Annotated in this window: 16 protein-coding genes; 6 read left to right on the top strand and 10 right to left on the bottom strand. The window is 69.9% G+C overall.

Going from position 1 to position 17771, the window contains the following annotated elements:
- Window positions 1-96: 96 nt before the first annotated feature.
- The 3 genes from AB0B91_RS11955 to glnA all read right to left on the bottom strand — a co-directional run bounded on the left by AB0B91_RS11955 (window position 97) and on the right by glnA (window position 2889).
- Complete coding sequence (locus AB0B91_RS11955) at window positions 97-444, bottom strand: hypothetical protein (protein ID WP_358318279.1); 348 nt, start codon at window positions 442-444, stop codon at window positions 97-99.
- Between the two features lie 102 nt (window positions 445-546).
- The gene (locus AB0B91_RS11950) at window positions 547-1158 is read right to left on the bottom strand and encodes a hypothetical protein (protein ID WP_358318278.1); all 612 of its coding nucleotides are present in this window, start codon (window positions 1156-1158) and stop codon (window positions 547-549) included.
- A gap of 369 nt (window positions 1159-1527) precedes the next feature.
- On the bottom strand, window positions 1528-2889 hold the full coding sequence (glnA, locus tag AB0B91_RS11945; protein WP_358036185.1) for a type I glutamate--ammonia ligase: 1362 nt from the start codon (window positions 2887-2889) through the stop codon (window positions 1528-1530).
- A gap of 152 nt (window positions 2890-3041) precedes the next feature.
- Between glnA and AB0B91_RS11940 the strand changes: the two genes are divergently transcribed.
- Both AB0B91_RS11940 and AB0B91_RS11935 read left to right on the top strand, forming a co-directional pair.
- Window positions 3042-3587 carry a hypothetical protein gene (locus AB0B91_RS11940; RefSeq protein WP_358318277.1) on the top strand — a complete coding sequence of 182 codons (546 nt, stop codon included), beginning with the start codon at window positions 3042-3044 and terminating at the stop codon, window positions 3585-3587.
- Window positions 3584-4564 (top strand): terpene synthase family protein, encoded by a 981-nt coding sequence (locus AB0B91_RS11935; RefSeq protein WP_358318276.1) that lies wholly within the window; start codon window positions 3584-3586, stop codon window positions 4562-4564. The genes AB0B91_RS11940 and AB0B91_RS11935 overlap by 4 nt, the downstream gene beginning before the upstream one ends.
- 26 nt (window positions 4565-4590) lie before the next feature.
- Here the strand turns inward: AB0B91_RS11935 and AB0B91_RS11930 are convergent, their stop codons facing one another.
- Complete coding sequence (locus tag AB0B91_RS11930) at window positions 4591-5562, bottom strand: DUF5937 family protein (protein ID WP_358318275.1); 972 nt, start codon at window positions 5560-5562, stop codon at window positions 4591-4593.
- 60 nt (window positions 5563-5622) lie between these two features.
- Between AB0B91_RS11930 and AB0B91_RS11925 the strand changes: the two genes are divergently transcribed.
- From AB0B91_RS11925 to AB0B91_RS11915, 3 genes are all read left to right on the top strand, one after another.
- Window positions 5623-6834, top strand: coding sequence for an MFS transporter (locus tag AB0B91_RS11925; protein WP_358318274.1), 1212 nt, complete (start codon window positions 5623-5625; stop codon window positions 6832-6834).
- Between the two features lie 57 nt (window positions 6835-6891).
- The gene (locus AB0B91_RS11920; RefSeq protein WP_358318273.1) at window positions 6892-8664 is read left to right on the top strand and encodes an NAD+ synthase; all 1773 of its coding nucleotides are present in this window, start codon (window positions 6892-6894) and stop codon (window positions 8662-8664) included.
- Window positions 8665-8754: 90 nt separating this feature from the next.
- Window positions 8755-9345, top strand: a complete 591-nt coding sequence (locus AB0B91_RS11915; protein ID WP_358318272.1) for a TIGR03086 family metal-binding protein — start codon at window positions 8755-8757, stop codon at window positions 9343-9345.
- 78 nt (window positions 9346-9423) lie between these two features.
- Here the strand turns inward: AB0B91_RS11915 and AB0B91_RS11910 are convergent, their stop codons facing one another.
- From AB0B91_RS11910 to AB0B91_RS11885, 6 genes are all read right to left on the bottom strand, one after another.
- Window positions 9424-10692 (bottom strand): hypothetical protein, encoded by a 1269-nt coding sequence (locus tag AB0B91_RS11910; protein WP_358318271.1) that lies wholly within the window; start codon window positions 10690-10692, stop codon window positions 9424-9426.
- Window positions 10689-11066, bottom strand: a complete 378-nt coding sequence (locus tag AB0B91_RS11905) for a hypothetical protein (protein ID WP_358318270.1) — start codon at window positions 11064-11066, stop codon at window positions 10689-10691. The genes AB0B91_RS11910 and AB0B91_RS11905 overlap by 4 nt, the downstream gene beginning before the upstream one ends.
- 56 nt (window positions 11067-11122) lie before the next feature.
- Entirely contained in the window at window positions 11123-13228 is a 2106-nt protein-coding gene (locus tag AB0B91_RS11900; RefSeq protein WP_358318269.1) for a right-handed parallel beta-helix repeat-containing protein, read from the bottom strand.
- Between the two features lie 82 nt (window positions 13229-13310).
- Entirely contained in the window at window positions 13311-13919 is a 609-nt protein-coding gene (locus tag AB0B91_RS11895) for a TetR/AcrR family transcriptional regulator (protein ID WP_358318268.1), read from the bottom strand.
- 7 nt (window positions 13920-13926) lie between these two features.
- On the bottom strand, window positions 13927-15477 hold the full coding sequence (locus AB0B91_RS11890) for an MFS transporter (RefSeq protein WP_358318267.1): 1551 nt from the start codon (window positions 15475-15477) through the stop codon (window positions 13927-13929).
- A 90-nt stretch (window positions 15478-15567) separates the two neighbouring features.
- Window positions 15568-16791: an MFS transporter gene (locus tag AB0B91_RS11885; RefSeq protein WP_358318266.1), complete on the bottom strand. Its 1224-nt coding sequence runs from the start codon at window positions 16789-16791 to the stop codon at window positions 15568-15570.
- A gap of 134 nt (window positions 16792-16925) precedes the next feature.
- Here AB0B91_RS11885 and panB point away from each other — a divergent pair, with 134 nt between their 5' ends.
- The gene (panB, locus tag AB0B91_RS11880) at window positions 16926-17756 is read left to right on the top strand and encodes a 3-methyl-2-oxobutanoate hydroxymethyltransferase (protein WP_358318265.1); all 831 of its coding nucleotides are present in this window, start codon (window positions 16926-16928) and stop codon (window positions 17754-17756) included.
- Window positions 17757-17771 lie beyond the last annotated feature (15 nt).

Here is a 17771-nt window from a genome sequence, read left to right as displayed (position 1 = left end):
TCGTCCTCTTTCTCGTCCTAACCCCCTGCCGGGGTTGAGTCCCAACAGGGCCGGCCCCCCCCCCCCCCCCCCCCCACGACCCGAGCTGCGGACGTCTCACGTCTTCTTTCTGCTGCTGGCCCCCCTGGCTGTGGCGGTGGTCGTCCTCGCGGGCTTCGCGCCGCCGGCCTTGGCGTTGACGGTGTACTGATCCAGGACCTTCATGATCTCGGGAGTCAGCGCCTCTGCCAGTGCGGGCGCGAGGGCGTCCGCCAGAGCGGAGGCCAGAACCTGTGCGAGCAGGACCCTTTCGATGGCCGAGGACTTCAGCATCGCGCGCGGCGCTGAAGTAAGGGCCGTTTCGATCAGGGTGGCCATGGAATCCCCGCCGCGGGCCAGAACCTTGGTGGACTGGCTGGCCTCGTTGAGGATGTCGCGAATGACGTCGTCGATCAGCGACTCCACCGGATCATGTCCGGTCGGTCCGGCGGCTTCCTCTGACGCCATGAGTTGCTCCTCTTCGGTCGATGTGATCTGTCTTTCTGCCGGTGATCGGGAGTCGCGCCATTACCGGTTCGCGAGGGCGGCGAGCAGAAGCGGGTGGTCGATACCGCCCTCCTCCTCACCCTCCCCGCGGCGGCGCATCAGCATCGCGAGCAGCAGCGGGTGATTGATACCGCTCTCCTCGCCTCCCCTGCGACGACGCATGAGCATGGCGAGCAGAAGCGGGTGGTCGATACCGCCCTCCTCCTCACCCTCCCTACGGCGGCGCATCAGCATCGCGAGCAGCAGCGGGTGGCTGATGCCGCTCTCCTCGCCTCCCCTGCGACGACGCATGAGCGCGGCGAGCAGAAGCGGGTGGTCGATACCGCCCTCCTCCTCACCCTCCCTACGGCGGCGCATCAGCATCGCGAGCAGCAGCGGGTGATTGATACCGCTCTCCTCGCCTCCCCTGCGACGACGCATGAGCGCGGCGAGCAGCAGCGGGTGGTCGATACCCATCTCCTCCTCACCCTCCCCGCGACGACGCATCAGCATCGCGAGCAGCAGCGGGTGTTCGATACCGCTCTCCTCGCCTTGTTCGCGGCGTGCGGCCAGCGCGGCGAGCAGCAGGGCTTCCAGAGGGCGTCCTTCGCCCTCGGTCGTCTCGGTACGCTGAGCCTCTGCGGTAGCGGTCATGGAATGTCCTTTCATGCGCCGATATAGCGCATCAGGTTGGTGTGCGGGATACATCGTCCCGATACCCGAGGCCCATGAAATGTATTCACAAAGAAAGCTTCAAGAAACCCTTGTCCATATAAAGACATGAGCCTTTCGACCCTCACCTACCTGCCATGATTCCGGTCCAATAGATCGCGGCCGGTCGGCAACAAGCCGCCAGAGGCGCAATGATGACCGTCCCTTGCCGCTTTTGCGGGTCGACGGCGGGCACCCGAATAGAATTCCCAATAATCATCGAATTCAAGGGCTGCGCATGGGAATTTCTTGATATGCAAAAAGGCGCCCTGCCACCGAGCGGATGCTCGGTGGCAGGGCGCCTTGAACGGTTCAGAGCACGGGCAGATAGCGGCCCAGTTCGAACTCGGTCACCTGGCGGCGGAACTCGCGCCACTCCGACCGCTTGTTGCGCAGGAAGAAGTCGAAGACGTGCTCGCCCAGCGTCTCGGCCACCAGCTCGCTCCGCTCCATGACCGCGATGGCCTCGTCCAGCGACTGCGGCAGCGGTTGGATGCCCAGGGCGCGGCGCTCGGCGCTGGTGAGGGTCCACACGTTGTCCTCGGCGGCGGCCGGGAGCTCGTAGCCCTCCTCGATGCCCTTGAGGCCGGCCGCGAGGATCAGCGCGAAGGCCAGGTAGGGGTTGCAGGCCGAGTCGAGCGAGCGGAACTCGATGCGCGTCGAGCCGCCCTTGTGCGGCTTGTACATCGGCACCCGCACCAGCGCGGACCGGTTGTTGTGCCCCCAGCAGACGTAGGACGGCGCCTCGCCGCCCTGGCCCGCGATGGCCTCCGCGCCGCCCCAGAGCCGCTTGTAGGAGTTGACCCACTGGTTGGTGATGGCCGTGATCTCGGCGGCGTGCTTGAGCAGCCCGGCGATGAACGAGCGGCCGATCTTGGAGAGCTGGTAGTCGGCGCCGGCCTCGTAGAAGGCGTTGCGGTCGCCCTCGAACAGCGACATGTGGGTGTGCATGCCGGAGCCGGGGTGCTCGGTGAACGGCTTGGGCATGAAGGACGCCCAGATGCCCTGCTCCAGCGCGACCTCCTTCATCACCAGCCGGAAGGTCATGATGTTGTCGGCCGTGGTGAGCGCGTCGGCGTAGCGCAGGTCGATCTCCTGCTGGCCGGGCGCGCCCTCGTGGTGGCTGAACTCGACCGAGATGCCCATCGACTCCAGCATCATGATCGCCTGACGCCTGAAGTCGTGGCCCGAGCTGTGCGGGGTGTGGTCGAAGTAGCCGCCGGAGTCGATCGGCTCGGGGCGCTGGCCCGGCTCGGGCCGGTTCTTCAGCAGGAAGAACTCGATCTCCGGGTGCGTGTAGAAGGTGAAGCCCATGTCGGCGCACTTGGCGAGCGTGCGCTTGAGCACCCAGCGCGGGTCGGCGTGCGACGGCGAGCCGTCCGGCATGAGGATGTCGCAGAAGATGCGGCCCGCCCCCGGCGTCTCACTGCGCCACGGCAGGATCTGGAACGTCGCCGGATCCGGCTTGGCGAGCATGTCGGCCTCGTAGACCCGGGCGAAACCCTCGATGGCCGAGCCGTCGAACCCGATGCCCTCGGCGAAGGCGCCTTCGAGCTCGGCCGGGGCTATGGCCACCGACTTGAGGAAGCCGAGAACGTCGGTGAACCAGAGCCGGATGAACCGGATGTCGCGTTCCTCGAGCGTGCGGAGCACGAACTCCTGCTGGCGGTCCAAAGCATCCCCTAGCGAAGACAGTACTGAGTTCCCTATCAGGATGCCGTGTCCGTGTTTCGCACACGTTACGTGGGGCGTCGGTGCGAGCCTCGCTGACAAAGAGCCCGGCCCGACCTATCGTGATCACGCAGTCAGTCTCGGGGGAGGCATTGGTGGCTATCGACCTGCTCAATCACAAGTTTGATCGGGCTTTCGACCACATCGACGCGGGCGGTGAGGGCGTCATCGAGCGTGAGGACCTGCTGGGGTTGGGTGCACGACTCCTGGTGGGATTCGGCGAGTCCCCAACCTCGGTCACCGGCAGCAGTCTTGTCGACGGCTTCGACGGGATCTGGTCGGCCCTGTCCGGCGCGCTCGGCCGGGACGCCGACTCCCGGATCTCGCGGGAGGAGTTCCGTTCCGGCATGACGGCGGCGTTCGTCGAGGGCGACCACTACGACACGGTGTTCCGGCCCGCCACGGTGGCCGTGGCCGACCTCTGCGACGACGACGGTGACGGGCTGATCGGGCCCCGCGAGTTCCGTACGCTGCTGAGCGCCTTCGGCACCGCCTATGACGACGTGGACGAGGCGTTCGACCGGCTCGACCGGGCCGCCAGGGGCGCGCTGACCGTGGACGAGCTGATCGTGGCCGCCTGGCAGTACTACGTCAGCGACGATCCGAGCGCCGCGGGCAACTGGCTCTTTGGGCCCCTATGAGTACCGATGTGATCACCTCGGTGCGGACGGCGCTGCGGTCCATGCTCCAGTGGAAACCGCTGGCGCCCGGGCCGCGCAGAGGGGCGCCCGCCGCCGCCACGCTGATGGTGCTCACCGAGCGGGTGCCCGCCATGGCGGCGCCGTGCCGCATGCATCCGGCCGTGTACGCGATCGAGGCGGCGGTCATCGACTGGGCGCGGCGAACGGAGCTCCGCGCCGACCCCGGTGCGGGGTTCCACCGCATGGCGGGCCGCGCGTTCGCCGAGTTCGACGCGGCCGCGGCGGCGCTGTTCGCGCAGTGGCTGACCTGGCTGTTCAATCTCGACGACGAGCTCGACGAGGGGCCGGGCCGGTTGGAGGTCTTCCAGGGCCTGCTGGCGGGCGGGGCGGCCCACCCGCTGGAGGCCGCCTTCGCCGACCTGTGGCGGGTGACCAGTGCCCGGATGAGCGACCTGTGGCGGACCAGGTTCGCGGCCAACCTGCGGCGCCAGCACGACGCCTGCCGCATCGAGGCCGAGAACCGCGCCACCGGCCGCATCCCGACCCTGGAGCAGTATCCGGCGCTCCGCAGGGGGACCGTCGGCCCGTACCTCTACGACCTCGTCGAGCCGTGCCTGCGGGTGGAGGTGCCCGCGTGGGTGCACGGCTGCGAGCCGTGGCAGCAGCTCGTCGACGCCTGCATCGACGTCACCGCCTGGTGCAACGACGTGGCGTCCCTGCCCAAGGAGCGTGGCGACGGGCACAATCTCGTCGTGGTCGTGATGCACCAGCTCGGCCTGGACCAGCCGGAGGCCACGGCCTGGGTGCTCGACCGGATCGCCGAGCGCTGCCAGGACATGCACGAGGCCGCCCGGCTCCTGCCGCTCGACACGCTCACGCCCAAGCTGGCGCGCGATGTGAGCAAGGTGGCGTGCGCCTACCTCGCCGCGCCACGCGCCCACCTCGACTGGCTCCTGGAGTCCACCCGCTACACCTGACGCCGACCGGCGGCGACTCCCGAGGGCTACCGGGCGGGCGTGCTCGCGGCCAGGGTGTCGCCCGCCGGCGTGCGGCGGTACACGACCTGCTTGCCGACGCGCATCCCGACCGTCAGCCCACCGCCGCTGAGCACGCCGAGGTGCTGGCTGACCGCGCCGGGCGTGAGCGCCATGCGCCCGGCCAGCGCCGAGGTCGTGCTGGGCTCGGCCAGCGCGAGCAGGATCCGCGCCCGGCTGCGCCCGATGAGCGCCGCCAGCGCCTCGGGCGCGGGCGGCGGACCCTGCTCCCACAGCGTCCCGACGCCCAGCACCGGATAGACCAGCATCGACTGGTACGGGGCCGACATCACGGCCACCGACGGCCAGTAGAACGCGCTCGGCACCAGCACCAGCCCGTCGCCGTGCAGCCCGCCGTGCGAGCGCCACGGCCGGTTGATGTGCAGCCGCTCCCCCGTCCACACCACCGCCGGATCGAGCCCGGCGAACAGCTCGCGGGCGCCCCCCTGGGCCAGTTGCCGTGACCTGCGCAGCACGTCGCGCTCCAGCAGCCCGTACACGCGGGGCCAGAACTCGGCGAAACACGTCTCCCAGTAGGCCCGCAGTGCGTCGGCCACCCGGGCCACGCCCGCCGCCGGATCGGCCATGAACCGTTCGATCACCGCCGGGTCCGCTCCGCGCACCATGGCCGCCTCGGCGTGGGCCCGCTCCGGCGAGGTGAGCCGTACGCGATCGAGCTCGGCCGCGAAGTCCGGCAGCGGTGTGTCGGGCGGCGGAGTGATGAAGTCCGCCAGATACCCGCTCGGCGGGACCAGGGCCAGCAACTCGGTCATGTCCAGCCCCGCCAGCCGGGGGCGTACACACTTGATCCACGGCAGGTGGATCGACTGCCTGGCCGGGTCCTGCAGCGTACGCAGGCTGGCCACCAGCTCCCACATCGGGGAGAACGCGAACCTGATCCGCGCGACGTCCTCCGGCCGCATCACCCAAGTCACCGGCATACCTTTTAGTGTGCCCTAAATCGTTCGCCCTCACCAAAGGTGCAATATCACTCTTTGTCTGTGACTAGCAGCGTCGTTGAGAAGCCGTCGTTCCTGAAATCCAAGGTGGGCGGGCTGCCCCGGCCGTTCTGGGCCCTGTGGAGCGGCACACTGGTGAACCGCCTGGGCACCATGGTGATGCCGTTCACCGGCGTCTACCTGACGCAGGCCAGAGGCGTGTCGGTGGCGGGCGCGGGGCTCGTGATGGCCGTGTACGGCGCGGGGTCGCTGATCTCGCAGCTGCTCGGCGGGTGGCTGACCGACAGGATCGGACGACGGGCCACACTGTCCGGCGGCATGCTCGCCACCGCGGGCGCGATGCTGGCGCTGGGATACAGCACGTCCCTGGCCGCGATCATCGGCTCGATGTTCGTGCTCGGGCTGGTGATCGACGTCTACCGGCCCGCGTCCAACGCCCTGGTGGCGGACCTGGTCTCGCCGGTGGAGCGGCCCAGGGCGTACGGGCTGCTGTTCTGGGCCATCAACCTCGGCTACGCGGTCGGGATGACGGTGGGCGGGTGGCTGGCCCAGCTCGGGTTCGGCTGGCTGTTCTGGATCGACGCCGTCAGCAGCGTGGTCTTCGCCGTACTGGTCTGGCGAGCGGTCCCCGAGACCCGCGCGCCCGAGAGGACGTCGGCGGGCGGGTTCGGCGTGGTGCTGCGCGACCGGGTGATGGTCGCCTTCACCCTCGTCGTCCTGGGGCAGGCGCTGGTCTACCTGCAGACGGTCACCATGCTGCCGGTCGCGATGGTCAAGCAGGCGGGGCTGTCCACCGGCGAGTTCGGGGCGGCGATGGCGCTGAACGGGGTGCTGATCGTCGTGGTGCAGCCGCTGGTGTCCGACTGGTTCGGCCGTCTGGACGCGGCCAGGACGTTCGCGCTCGGCCTGGCCGTCACGGGGGCCGGATTCGCGCTCACCGCCTTCGTCACCGACGCGGTCTGGCTGGGCGTCACCATCGCCGTCTGGACGGCGGGCGAGATCGTCACGGCCGGCATCGCGGGCACCCTCGTCGCCGCGCTGGCGCCCGCGCACCTGCGGGGGCGGTACTCGGGGCTGTTCGGGTTCGCGTGGTCGGCCGCCGCGGTGCTCGCGCCGCTGGCCGGCGGGGCGCTGCTGGACGTCGGCCCCAAAGCCCTGTGGTTCACGGTGGGCGGCATCGGGCTGCTGTCGGCGGTGGCCATGCTGGCGCTCGGCCCGGCGATCAGGCGGCGCGCCCTCGAACCGGCCCTGTGACAGAACGCACTTTTCATCACTTGGACGATAAAAACGCCGTCGTACTAGGCTGACCATGTGGCCCAACTGCGCATTGCCTTGGCACAGACAAACCCAACCGTAGGCGACCTCTCCGCCAACGCCGACCGGCTGCTCACGTGGACGCGCGACGCCGCCGAGCGCGGCGCGCACCTGGTCGTCTTCACCGAGATGTTCCTCACCGGCTATCCGGTGGAGGACCTGGTGCTGCGTACGTCCTTCGTGGACGCCAGCATCAGGACGCTGGGGGAGGTCGCGGTCCGGCTGCGGGAAGAGGGGCTGGGCGACCTGCCCGTGGTCGTCGGCTACGTCGACCGGACGGGGCTCGCGCCGCGCGCCGGCCAGCCCAAGGGCGCCTCGCTCGACGCCGCCGCCGTGCTCTACCAGGGCGAGGTGGTCATCCGTACGGCCAAGCACCACCTGCCCAACTACGGCGTGTTCGACGAATACCGCTACTTCGTGCGCGGCGACCGGCTGCCGATCTTCCGGCTGCACGGGGTGGACGTGGCGATCGCGGTCTGCGAGGACCTGTGGCAGGAGGGCGGCCCGGTGGCCGTGGTGGGCCAGGCGGGAGCCGGTCTGCTGGTGGTGCCGAACGCCTCGCCGTACGAGAAGGAGAAGGACGACGTACGCCTGGAGCTGTGCGCGCGCAGGGCGCGTGAGGCCGGGTGCGCGCTCGTCTACGTGAACCAGGTCGGCGGGCAGGACGAGCTCGTCTTCGACGGCGACTCGATCGTGGTGGACGCGGCGGGCGAGCTGGTGGCGCGGGCCGGGCAGTTCCGCGAGGAGCTGCTCGTGGTGGACCTGGACCTCCCGGTCTCCACCGCCGAGACCGGGGCGTTCCCGCACGACGTCGGCGACGGCTCCACGATCACCGTGGACCGCCTGGTGCTGTCGTCCGAACCGGCCGAGCCGCGCGAGCCGCTGCCCGCGCCGGTGGCGGAGCGACTCGACCTGCACGCGGAGGTCTACTCGGCGCTGGTGCTCGCGGTACGCGACTACGTGGCCAAGAACGGCTTCCAGTCGGTGATCCTGGGCCTGTCCGGCGGCATCGACTCGGCGCTGACCGCGACCATCGCCTCCGACGCGATCGGGCCCGAGCGGGTGCACGTGGTGCTGATGCCCTCGCGCTACTCCTCGGACCACTCCCTCGGCGACGCCGAGGACCTCGTGCGCAGGCAGGGCGTCAACGCCCAGGTGGTGCCGATCGCCGACATCGTCGACGCCTTCGAGAAGGAGATCAGCCTGTCCGGGCTGGCCGCCGAGAACCTCCAGGCCCGCGTCCGCGGCATGATCCTCATGGGCCTGTCGAACGAGCACGGCCACCTGGTGCTGACGACCGGCAACAAGAGCGAGCTGGCGACCGGCTACTCCACGCTGTACGGCGACTCGGCGGGCGGCTTCGCGCCGATCAAGGACGTACCGAAGACGATGGTGTGGGAGCTGTCCCGCTGGCGCAACGCCCACGGCGACCCGTCGTTCCGCCTCGACGCCGAGCGGCCCATCCCGGAGAACTCGATCACCAAGGAGCCGAGCGCCGAGCTGCGGCCCGGCCAGCGCGACACCGACTCGCTGCCGCCGTACGAGGTGCTGGACCGGCTGCTCGACGACTATGTCGAGAAGGACCTGGGCTCGCAGGAGCTCATCGCGGCCGGCCACGACCCGGAGCTGGTGGCGCGCATCATCCGGCTGGTCGACCTGGCCGAGTACAAGCGCCGCCAGTACCCGCCCGGCCCGAAGATCACCCCGAAGAACTTCGGCCGGGACCGGCGCCTCCCGATCACCAGCCGGTGGCGCGAGACGACCACCTGACGATGTCGACCGGCACCGGCGTCCGCCACCGAAAGCGTCGGTGCCGTCATCTAACCTGAGGCCCTGCGATTGCTTCAGGAGGTTCGGGCGATGACATCCACCGCCGTCCAGCAGCTCGTCGAGATCTGCGACGCCACCGAGCGGCTGATCGCGGAGGTGCGGGACGAGCAGTGGGCCGCCCCCACCCCGTGCACCGAGTGGAACGTCCGCGACCTGGTCAACCACCTCGTCGTCGGCAACCGCCGGTTCACCGGCGTCCTGCGCGGCGCGGTTCCCCCGGGCAGCGGGCCGCGCCCACCGGTCACCGACGTGCTCGGCGACGATCCCTTGGCCGCCTTCCGTGACTCCAGCCGCGACATGCTCGCGACGTTCGAGGAGCCCGGCGTGCTGGACAAGAAGGTCAGCATGCCGATCGGCACCGTCCCCGGCATCGTGGCGCTCCAGCTGCGCATCGTCGAAGGGCTCGTGCACGGCTGGGATCTCGCTCGCGCGACGGGCCAGACCGTGCGGTTCCCGGACGATCTCGTCGAGCAGGCGTTGGCGTTCACCCGCGACAGGCTCGCGGACGTCCCCCCGGACCGGAGCCCGTTCGGGGCCCCGACACCGGTGCCGGACGACGCTCCGGCTCTCGACCGGCTCGCCGCCTTCCTCGGCCGTCCGGTGACCACGGCCACGGACTAGCCCGGCGGGCCGGCGCCACGGACCAGCCCGGCGGGCAGGATGCTCGTCAGGCCGGCGGGCAGGATGCTCGTCAGGCCGTCAGGCGAAGAGCAGGGTCAGGCCGCCGATCGTGTAGCAGATCATCAGGACGAACAGCGGGATCTGCCCCGCCACCGCCCGGTCGGGCCGCAGCAGGCGGACCGACCGGTCATGGGCGGCCACCACGCCCGCCACGTGCCCGATCACGATGGCCAGCACCTGGACGGTGGCGATCGTCGCCGGGCTGACGGCGTTCTGGTCCACCGTGGCGTCGAGGCCGAGCGACAGGATGATCGCGCGCTGACCCTCGATGACGAGCAGTGAGAAGTAGTGCGCGATCAGATAGCCGATCGCGATCGGCACCAGCGAGTGGGCGAAGCGCGGCGCCAGGCCCTTGGTCCCGCCGATCAGCCCGGCCAGCCCCAGGCAGACGCCGTACAACACCGCCACCCCGGCGATGGCGGCCAGCAGGCCCAGCGTGCCCAGCCCGGCCCGGCCCAGGGGCCCGGACTGCAGGGCGTTCACCCAGGCGGGTGCCGAGGAGAAGCCGTCGTAGCCGGTGCCGCCGAGCAGCACGCAGACGGTGGCCACCAGGCCGGGGGCCGGTTCGAGCGCGTCGAGGCCGTCGAACGGGTTGCGCAGCACCAGTCGTCCGTCGGCCCGCCTGCCGAGGGGCGACAGACGGCCGATCAGGGTCGAGTACACCTCGAACGGGTCGCCTCTGGACAGCCACGCGTGGCCGTACACCAGGGTTCCGGCCAACTGCGCCGGGCCGTACAGGACGCAGAAGACCAATAGCGTGGCCGGCGCGGCGGGCTCGGGCGCGACCAGCTCCATCCAGGTGAAGGCGAGCAGGCCGATGGCGGCGGGCCAGTAGCCGAGCCGGAGCGGCAGCGGCCCGCGCGGCCGGTCGGGCAGCAGCCGAAACGGGTTCAGCACCCGCCAGACCGGCCCGAACAGCAGCGAAGCAGGCACCAGGCCCACCCAGAAGAGCACATACACCAGGTACGGCCCGGCGTTCCCGTCGGCGGGGCCGGCCACGAGCCAGCCCAGCGTGTACGCGACGGCCAGCAGCGTGAGCGCCCGCAACGGCCGGGCGGGCAACCGCAACGGGATCACCCGTCCCGCCCGATCGCCCCGGAACCGGGAGTCCGCCCAGAGCAGCCCGAGCGCCAGAAAGGACACCACAAGCGCCGCGAATGCCCCGGCATAGGCGTAGAAAAGCGGAATCGGCAGATCACTACGGCTCCCAACCCCATGCGCGAGCACGCCGCTCACCGGCGCGAACGCCGACGAAGCCACATTCGCCAGCTGAGCCACACCTGTCATCGCACCGCCACCTGGGTAAGCACGAGCTTGCTCCGGTGGGTCTCCACCTCGAACACGCCGCTCAGGTCCGCGGTGAACCGCACGGTCACCGGCACGCCGGGCCGCAGCTCGGCCTCGATGTCGTAGCCGTGCACATGCACCTCGTCAGCGACGTCACTGGTCACCGTGATGCTCACCGGCCGGCCCTTGGCAACCTCCAGCCACCCCGACGGCGGGCTCACCTTGCCCCCGGCGATGGTGATCTCCGCGTTCGGCCGCGCGCTGGGAGATCCCGTGGACACTTCGTGGCTGTTGCCGGGAACGTGGTGGGTCTGCGACAGCGGCCCGCACCCCGCAACCAGCGCGCAGGCCACCACGACCGCTGCCCGCCTCACGCGCGCCACCACACCCACCGCTCGCCCCACAGGCGCCACCACGCCCGCCGCTCGCCTCACGCGGGCACCTCGGCCTGGAGCGGTGTCTCATCCACCGTACGGCGGCGCCGGGGCGCGAGGACGACCACCGCGCACAGCACCCAGAACCCGGTGAGCAGCCCACGACTCCAGCCGGGCCCCAACGGGATCCCCGGGATCAGATAGACCACCCGGTCGAACGCATCCACCCCGGCCAGCAACCCCAGCACGATCGTGAACCAGCCGAAAACCGCCCGCCCCCGCCGCAGCGCCGCGCCGAGACAGAGCCACCAGGCCGCCATGAGCAGCAACGCGAGCGCCGCCAGCAACGTGCTCTCGGCGGCGGCGGCGACCACGTCGAGCGCCAGCCCCACGAACCCGCACAGGCTCCCGGCCACGATCAGCCGCTGCCGGTGCTCACTGCGCGCGGCCACCGCCGGGGCCACCCCGTTGCTCGACGGATCGCCCTTGCGCAGCCGTACGGCCTGACCGGCCCGCCGGCAGAACAGGGCCGCGATCAGTCCGAGCACCACCGAGCCGCCCAGGGCGAGCTGGGTCTCCACCTTGCCGAAGCCACTGGCGCCGAACCAGTCGCAGCCCGCGGGCAGCCGCGCCTGCGCGGCGCTGTAGTCGGCGCACAGGTAGAGCTTGGTGAGCTTCACGGGCTCGGCCAGCCAGCGGCTGGAGCCACCGGACAGTTCGGGCGCCTTGGCCGCGCAGACCGGCAGCGTCGCGGGCGAGGACCTGCTCACGTCGGCCTGCCAGCAGTTGCCGGTCCCCTGGCCGTCCCACCAGACGTCCAAAGCGTTGGGCCGCCGTTCGCCTGTGGGGCTCACCCCGAAGACATTGCCCTCGTAGCGGTTGTAGTTGGACGTGTCGGCCTGCTTGGCCAGGTCGTTCTCGCCCCTGATGAACGCGGGGACGCCGAAGAGCCCGAAGGCCGCGCGGTTGTGGCCCCAGATCTGGTTGTTCCGGAAGACGTTGTAGTTGCCGCCGGCGACCAGGACGCCGGTGCCGGGCGGGGCGCCCGTCTGGGAGCAGACCACGCCCTGCTCGTAGCCGCGCTGCGCCGGCGGCTTGGCGCAGGTGCCGTTGCGCGTGTACTCGTAGTAGTCCTTGTTGTTGTCGTGGATCTTGTTCTGCTCGAACTTGGCGTGGTTCTGCGGCAGGCCGGGGTGGCTGGGCCAGAGGCTGTCCATCGTGGCGCCGACCATGTTGTCGTAGAACTCGTTGTCGTGCACCCACATCGAGTCGCCCGCGGTGCCCGAGTAGCCGAGCGCGTTGTCGTGGCTCTTGCACCGGCGGATCTCGATGGCGTAGCGCGGGACCTCGTGCCCTCGGCCGTCGTTGATGTTGGACGCGCTGCCGGGATAGAGGCCGCCGTCGCCGTTGCCGTACGCCTCGCAGTCGGTGTAGAGGCCGTGGTCGCTGGCGAAGGTCAGGAAGCCGTACTCGTCGTTCCAGCGGGTGAGCACCTGGTCGATGACGAAGCCGTCGGTCTCCAGGATGTACAGGGAGTTGAACGTCGTGCGCTGGGCGGTGAGGTTCCTGAAGTAGATGCCGTCGGTGCGGTCGGCGCGGATGGCGTTCAGCTTGCGGTACTGGGCGTCGACGATCACGTCGAGAGGAGACGCTCCGGTGCCCTCGATCTGGAGGTTCTTCTTGCCGAGGATGGCGACCAGGTTCTGGTTGTGCGGGCAGCGTTGCTGCTGTTCGAAGGAGAGGATCTGGTAGCCCCAGGTGGACCAGCGGGCCGGGAGGTGGGCGCAGTCGCCGGTCGGGGCGGCCTGGCTGGGCTCTTCCTGGTAGAGGCCGGGGAGCAGGGCGATGGTCATGCCCGGCCGGTCGACCTTGTCGACGGCCTCCTGCAGATCCCTCACCCCTTTTTGCTGACATTTCGCGAAAAGGGAGAGGTTGCGCTGCTTGAGAGGGTCCGGGAAGGCTGCGATTCTTCGGGCGAAGTCGTCCGCGTCTGTTTTGCAGACCAGCAGATCGGGCTCCGCCCCGCGTAAGACGGGTAAGCTGCCCGAACCGTCGGGCAGCGTGATCGGACGCTCCTCGTGCGCCAGCGCGGGGGCGGCGAGCAGGAGCAGCAGGGACGAGCTCAGGGCGACGACGGCGGCGAACCTGCGCATGGGGGGCATGGCCGCGAGGCTAGAACACCACTCATGTTCTGCCTAGGGTCAAGATCGAAATGGCCGGGAGAATCTCCCGGCCATCCGCGTCTCAGCCTTGCGGCCCTATCCCGGTCATGGCCGCGTCGACGATCCGTTCGGCCAGGTCGGCGGGCAGATCGCCGGCGGGTGCCCACTTGGTGTTGTGCATCATGGTCCCGGACAGCATCGCCATCGCCAGGTCGATGTCGAGGTCCGGCCGCAGCTCCCCCGAGGCGACGCCCCGCTCCAGCGTGCTGCGCATGGCCTGCTTGCGCGGCTCGACGGCGCGCTTCATGAAGCGCTCCATCAGCCGCGGGTAGCGGTCGGCATCACTCATCGCGATGTTCATCACGCACCGGGAGCGGGACTGGCCCGCCTCGGTGCGCATCACGTCGAGCAGGACGATCAGGTCGTCGCGCACCGACTCTCCGGCCAGCGGCGGCAGCGGCGCCTTGAGCGTGGCCAGCGCGTCGACGACCAGGTCCTCCTTGTTGGACCAGCGCCGGTAGATGGTCGTCTTGCCGACGCCCGCCTTCGACGCGATCGCCTCGATGGTCAGCTCCGACACGCCCATGCCCTCGGCGATCAGGTCGAGCGTCGCCTCGATGATCGCCTTCTCGGCTTTTTCGCTGCGCGGACGGCCCGCCGGACGGGCCGTCGTGGATTCCTGGATGGTCATCGCGGACTCACACTACCGCTGGTTCTTTCTTTTCCGCCTGCTGCACCGGGCGTACCTTGCCCGGCATCCACTTCAGCACCACCAGCACGCCCAGCAGCGCGATCACCGCGGAGACCAGGGCCGTGATGTGCATGCCGTGGAGGAAGGCGTCGTAAGCGGGCTGGAGCAGCGCCTGCCCCCGCTCGCCGAGCGCGTGCGCGGCGCCGACCGTCGCCATGATCGACTCACCGGCGGCGTGCTGGGCGCCGGCCGGGAGACCGGACAGAGCGGGCGCGATCTCGCCCCGGTAGCTGGAGGACAGCACCGAGCCGAGCACGGCCACGCCGAGCGCGCCGGCGATCTGGCGGACGGTGTTGCTCATGGCCGAGCCGACACCGGCCTTCTCCCTGGGCAGCGCCTCCATGATGGCGGTGGTCGCCGGCGGCATGATGTTGGCCATCGCCGCACCCTGCACGAAGAAGATGATCTCGATCATGATGATCGGCGTGCTCTGGTCCAGGAAGGCATAGCTGGTGAGCGCCGCGGTGACCACCAGCATGCTGACGGCGGAGGAGACCTTGGCCCCGAACCGCTGGTTCACCCGCTGGCTGAGCGGCGCGAAGATGAGCTGCGCCGCGGCGAACGGGATCATCAGCGCGCCTGCCTGGATCGGGCTGAAGCCCAGCACGATCTGCATGTAGAAGGTCAGGAAGAACATCCCGCCCATCATCGCGAAGAAGACGATGCCCATCATGCCGATGGCGGAGGAGAACCGGACGTTGCCGAAGTTACGCACGTCGAAGGCGGGGTGGTCGGTACGCCGCTCCCACCAGACGAAGGCCGCCAGCACCGCCACACCGAACAGCGTGGGCACGAGCACCTCGGCGGAGGCCACGGTGGCCAGCTCGCCGCCGCGGATGATGCCGTAGACGATGGAGACCAGGCCGATGATGGACAGCAGCACGCCGATCGGGTCGAGCTTCGACGGCTTGGGGTCACGCGACTCCGGCACGATCGTGCCGATGAGGATCATGCTGACGATCACGATCGGCACGTTGACCAGGAAGACCGAGCCCCACCAGAAGTGCTCGATCAGCAGACCTCCGGTGATCGGGCCGATCGCCACCGCCAAGCCCACGCCACCGGCCCAGACGCCGATGGCCTTGCCACGCTCACTCGGCGGGAAGACGTTGGAGATGATGGCCAAGGTCGCGGGCATGATGGCCGCGCCGCCGATGCCCATCGCCGCCCTGGCCAGGATCAGCTGCATCGGATCTTGGGCGTAGGCACTGGCCAGCGAGGCCAGGCCGAACATCAACATGCCGATGAACAGCATTCGCTTGCGGCCCGTGCGGTCACCGATCACACCGAAGGTGAACAGCAACCCGGCGAACACCAGCGTGTAGGAGTTGATCGCCCACTCCAGCTCGCTCTGCGTCGCGCCCAGACCCAGATTGGGGTCGGCGATGGTCTTCATCGCCACGTTGAGGATCGTGTTGTCGAGCACGACCGCCAGCAGGCTGAACACCAGCACGCCGAGGATGCCCCAGCGGCGTGGATGCCCTGTGTTCGCTTCCATGAAAGCACCTTAATTTCGATACGGACGAGTTTCGCAACGCTACCGTATCGCAAGCTTATTCCGATACGCAACGGTTTCGTTTCGTAAAGGTTAACTCGTGGCGACGACTGTCTCCGTCGGCGCGACCGGCGCGTCGTCAGCCACCGCCGGCTGTGGCCGCCGCCGCCAGAACGGCAGCGCGACCAGGACCATCACCACGCCCGCGAGCCCGGCCACCACGAACGCCCAGGCGGGCCCGTGCGCGTCGATGATCGCCCCGGCGATCGGCGCGGAGATCGCGCCGCCGACCAGCAGGGCGGTGCCGTGGAAGCCCATCGCCTCACCCCTGGCGCCGGCGGGCACCCAGCGGCTGACAGTGTCGACGGTGGAGGACAGTGAGGGGGCGCAGAGCACCCCGGCGGGCAGCAGGGCCAGCATGAGCCACCGCCAGTCGCCACCGGCCAGCGAGGCCAGCGTGGTCAGCAGGCCCATGCCCGCGATGAGGGCCAGGGGCGAGAAGCCGCGCGACAGCCCACCGTACACGAAGCCGCCCAGCAGCGAGTAAACGCACCAGATGCCGACCGCGACCCCGATCCACGCGGTCTGCCCGGTGTGCTCCATGGTGCCGACCAGGGCGAGCTCGGTCGCGGTGAGCACGAACGTGGCCGAGGCCACCGTGCCCAGCAGCGCGACGAAGGCGGGCGTGAGCCACCGCCGCCGCGGCACTTTCGCCGCAGGCGCCCGCAACTCCTCGGCCGACCGGGTCGGCGGATTGAGCACGACCAGCGCCACACCCGAGCCGGTCAGGCCGACCGCGATGATCGTCAGTGTCGGCCCGCTGCCGAGCGTCGTCATCCCGGCCACGGCCAGCGCCGGGCCGACCATGTAGGAGAGCTCGACCAGCATCGAGTCGAGCGAGAAGCCGGCCCTGCGGTGCTCGACGGGCACGATGGCCGCCAGGCACTGCCTGATCACGCTGAACACCGGCAGCGCCAGCAGCCCCGCCACCACCGCCGCCACGACCAGCGCCGCGTAGGGCAGCGCCCACGCGCTCGCCCAGAACGCGGCCTGCGCGCAGGTGGTGACGGTCAGGACCGGCCGCAGACCGTGCTTGTCGACGAACCGGCCGGTCAGCGGCGACCCGATGGCCATGCCGACCGTGCTGGCCATGGTGACCAGCCCCGCCCTTCCGAAGCCGAGCTCCAGGCCGTTGACGACGTGCAACGTCAACGCCATCCCCGTCGCGGTGGTCGGGATGCGGGCGATCAGGCCCACCAGGAGTAACGTCCGCACGCCGGGGAGCCGGAACAGCTGTTTGTAAGGGTCGAGTGCCATGTTTATTGCTTACCTCCAGATCCATTGTGGCAAGCGGCACCGACAGTTCCGCCACCGGTTTGCCGCGCGTGCCATCATCGGAGGAGTCCGGGTACGCCACTGGGGCGACTCGAGACTTCACCGGAGGGTTTGTCATGTCCTCTTCCACCACGCTGTACGGCGGTGCCGCCGGGCGCAGGGTCACCGTCCGCGACCTGATCGCGGCCAAGGAGCGCGGAGAGCGGTGGCCCATGATCACCGCCTACGACGCGATGACCGCCCGGGTGTTCGACCAGGCGGGCATCCCGGTCCTGCTGGTCGGCGACTCGGCGGCCATGGTCGTCTACGGCTACGATTCCACGCTGCCCGTCACGGTCGACGACCTGCTGCCGCTGACGGCCGCCGTCGTCCGCGGGTCCGCGCGCGCCCTCGTGGTCGCCGACCTGCCGTTCGGCTCCTACCAGGGCTCACCCCAGCAGGCACTGGAGTCGGCGGCGCGCTTCATGAAGGAGGCGGGCGCGCACGCGGTCAAGCTGGAGGGCGGCCGCCGCGTCCTGCCGCAGGTCGAGCTGCTGGTCTCGGCGGGCATCCCGGTCATGGCCCACCTCGGCCTCACCCCGCAGTCGGTGAACGTCCTCGGCGGCTACCGCGTCCAGGGCCGCGGGCAGTCGGGCGACGAGCTCATGTCGGACGCCAAGGACCTCGAACGGGCGGGGGCCTTCTCGGTGGTGCTCGAATGCGTGCCCGCCGAGCTGGCCGAACGGGTGACCGCCTCGATCGCCATCCCGACGATCGGCATCGGAGCGGGCCCGGCCACGGACGCGCAGGTGCTGGTCTGGCAGGACCTCATGGGGCTCACCCAGCGCCCGGCCAGGTTCGTCAAGCAGTACGCGGATCTGGCCACGGAGATGGACCGCGCCGTGCGCGCCTACGCGGCAGACGTGGTCTCGGGGGCCTTCCCGGAAGCCGGCCACACGTATGAATGAGTATGGACACATCCC

Source organism: Nonomuraea sp. NPDC049141 (assembly GCF_040648415.1).
Lineage (GTDB): Bacteria > Actinomycetota > Actinomycetes > Streptosporangiales > Streptosporangiaceae > Nonomuraea.
The sequence above is the reverse complement of the archived record's forward strand: the minus strand, read 5'-3'. Positions and strand labels throughout refer to the sequence as shown.

Coding starts and splice junctions, on each gene's coding strand:
- AB0B91_RS11950 (WP_358318278.1), bottom strand. CDS start 1,158: ATGACCGCTACCGCAGAGGCTCAGCGTACCGAGACGACCGAGGGCGAA.
- AB0B91_RS11935 (WP_358318276.1), top strand. CDS start 3,584: ATGAGTACCGATGTGATCACCTCGGTGCGGACGGCGCTGCGGTCCATG.
- AB0B91_RS11930 (WP_358318275.1), bottom strand. CDS start 5,562: ATGCCGGTGACTTGGGTGATGCGGCCGGAGGACGTCGCGCGGATCAGG.
- AB0B91_RS11915 (WP_358318272.1), top strand. CDS start 8,755: ATGACATCCACCGCCGTCCAGCAGCTCGTCGAGATCTGCGACGCCACC.
- AB0B91_RS11910 (WP_358318271.1), bottom strand. CDS start 10,692: ATGACAGGTGTGGCTCAGCTGGCGAATGTGGCTTCGTCGGCGTTCGCG.
- AB0B91_RS11900 (WP_358318269.1), bottom strand. CDS start 13,228: ATGCCCCCCATGCGCAGGTTCGCCGCCGTCGTCGCCCTGAGCTCGTCC.
- AB0B91_RS11895 (WP_358318268.1), bottom strand. CDS start 13,919: ATGACCATCCAGGAATCCACGACGGCCCGTCCGGCGGGCCGTCCGCGC.
- AB0B91_RS11890 (WP_358318267.1), bottom strand. CDS start 15,477: ATGGAAGCGAACACAGGGCATCCACGCCGCTGGGGCATCCTCGGCGTG.
- AB0B91_RS11885 (WP_358318266.1), bottom strand. CDS start 16,791: ATGGCACTCGACCCTTACAAACAGCTGTTCCGGCTCCCCGGCGTGCGG.
- panB (WP_358318265.1), top strand. CDS start 16,926: ATGTCCTCTTCCACCACGCTGTACGGCGGTGCCGCCGGGCGCAGGGTC.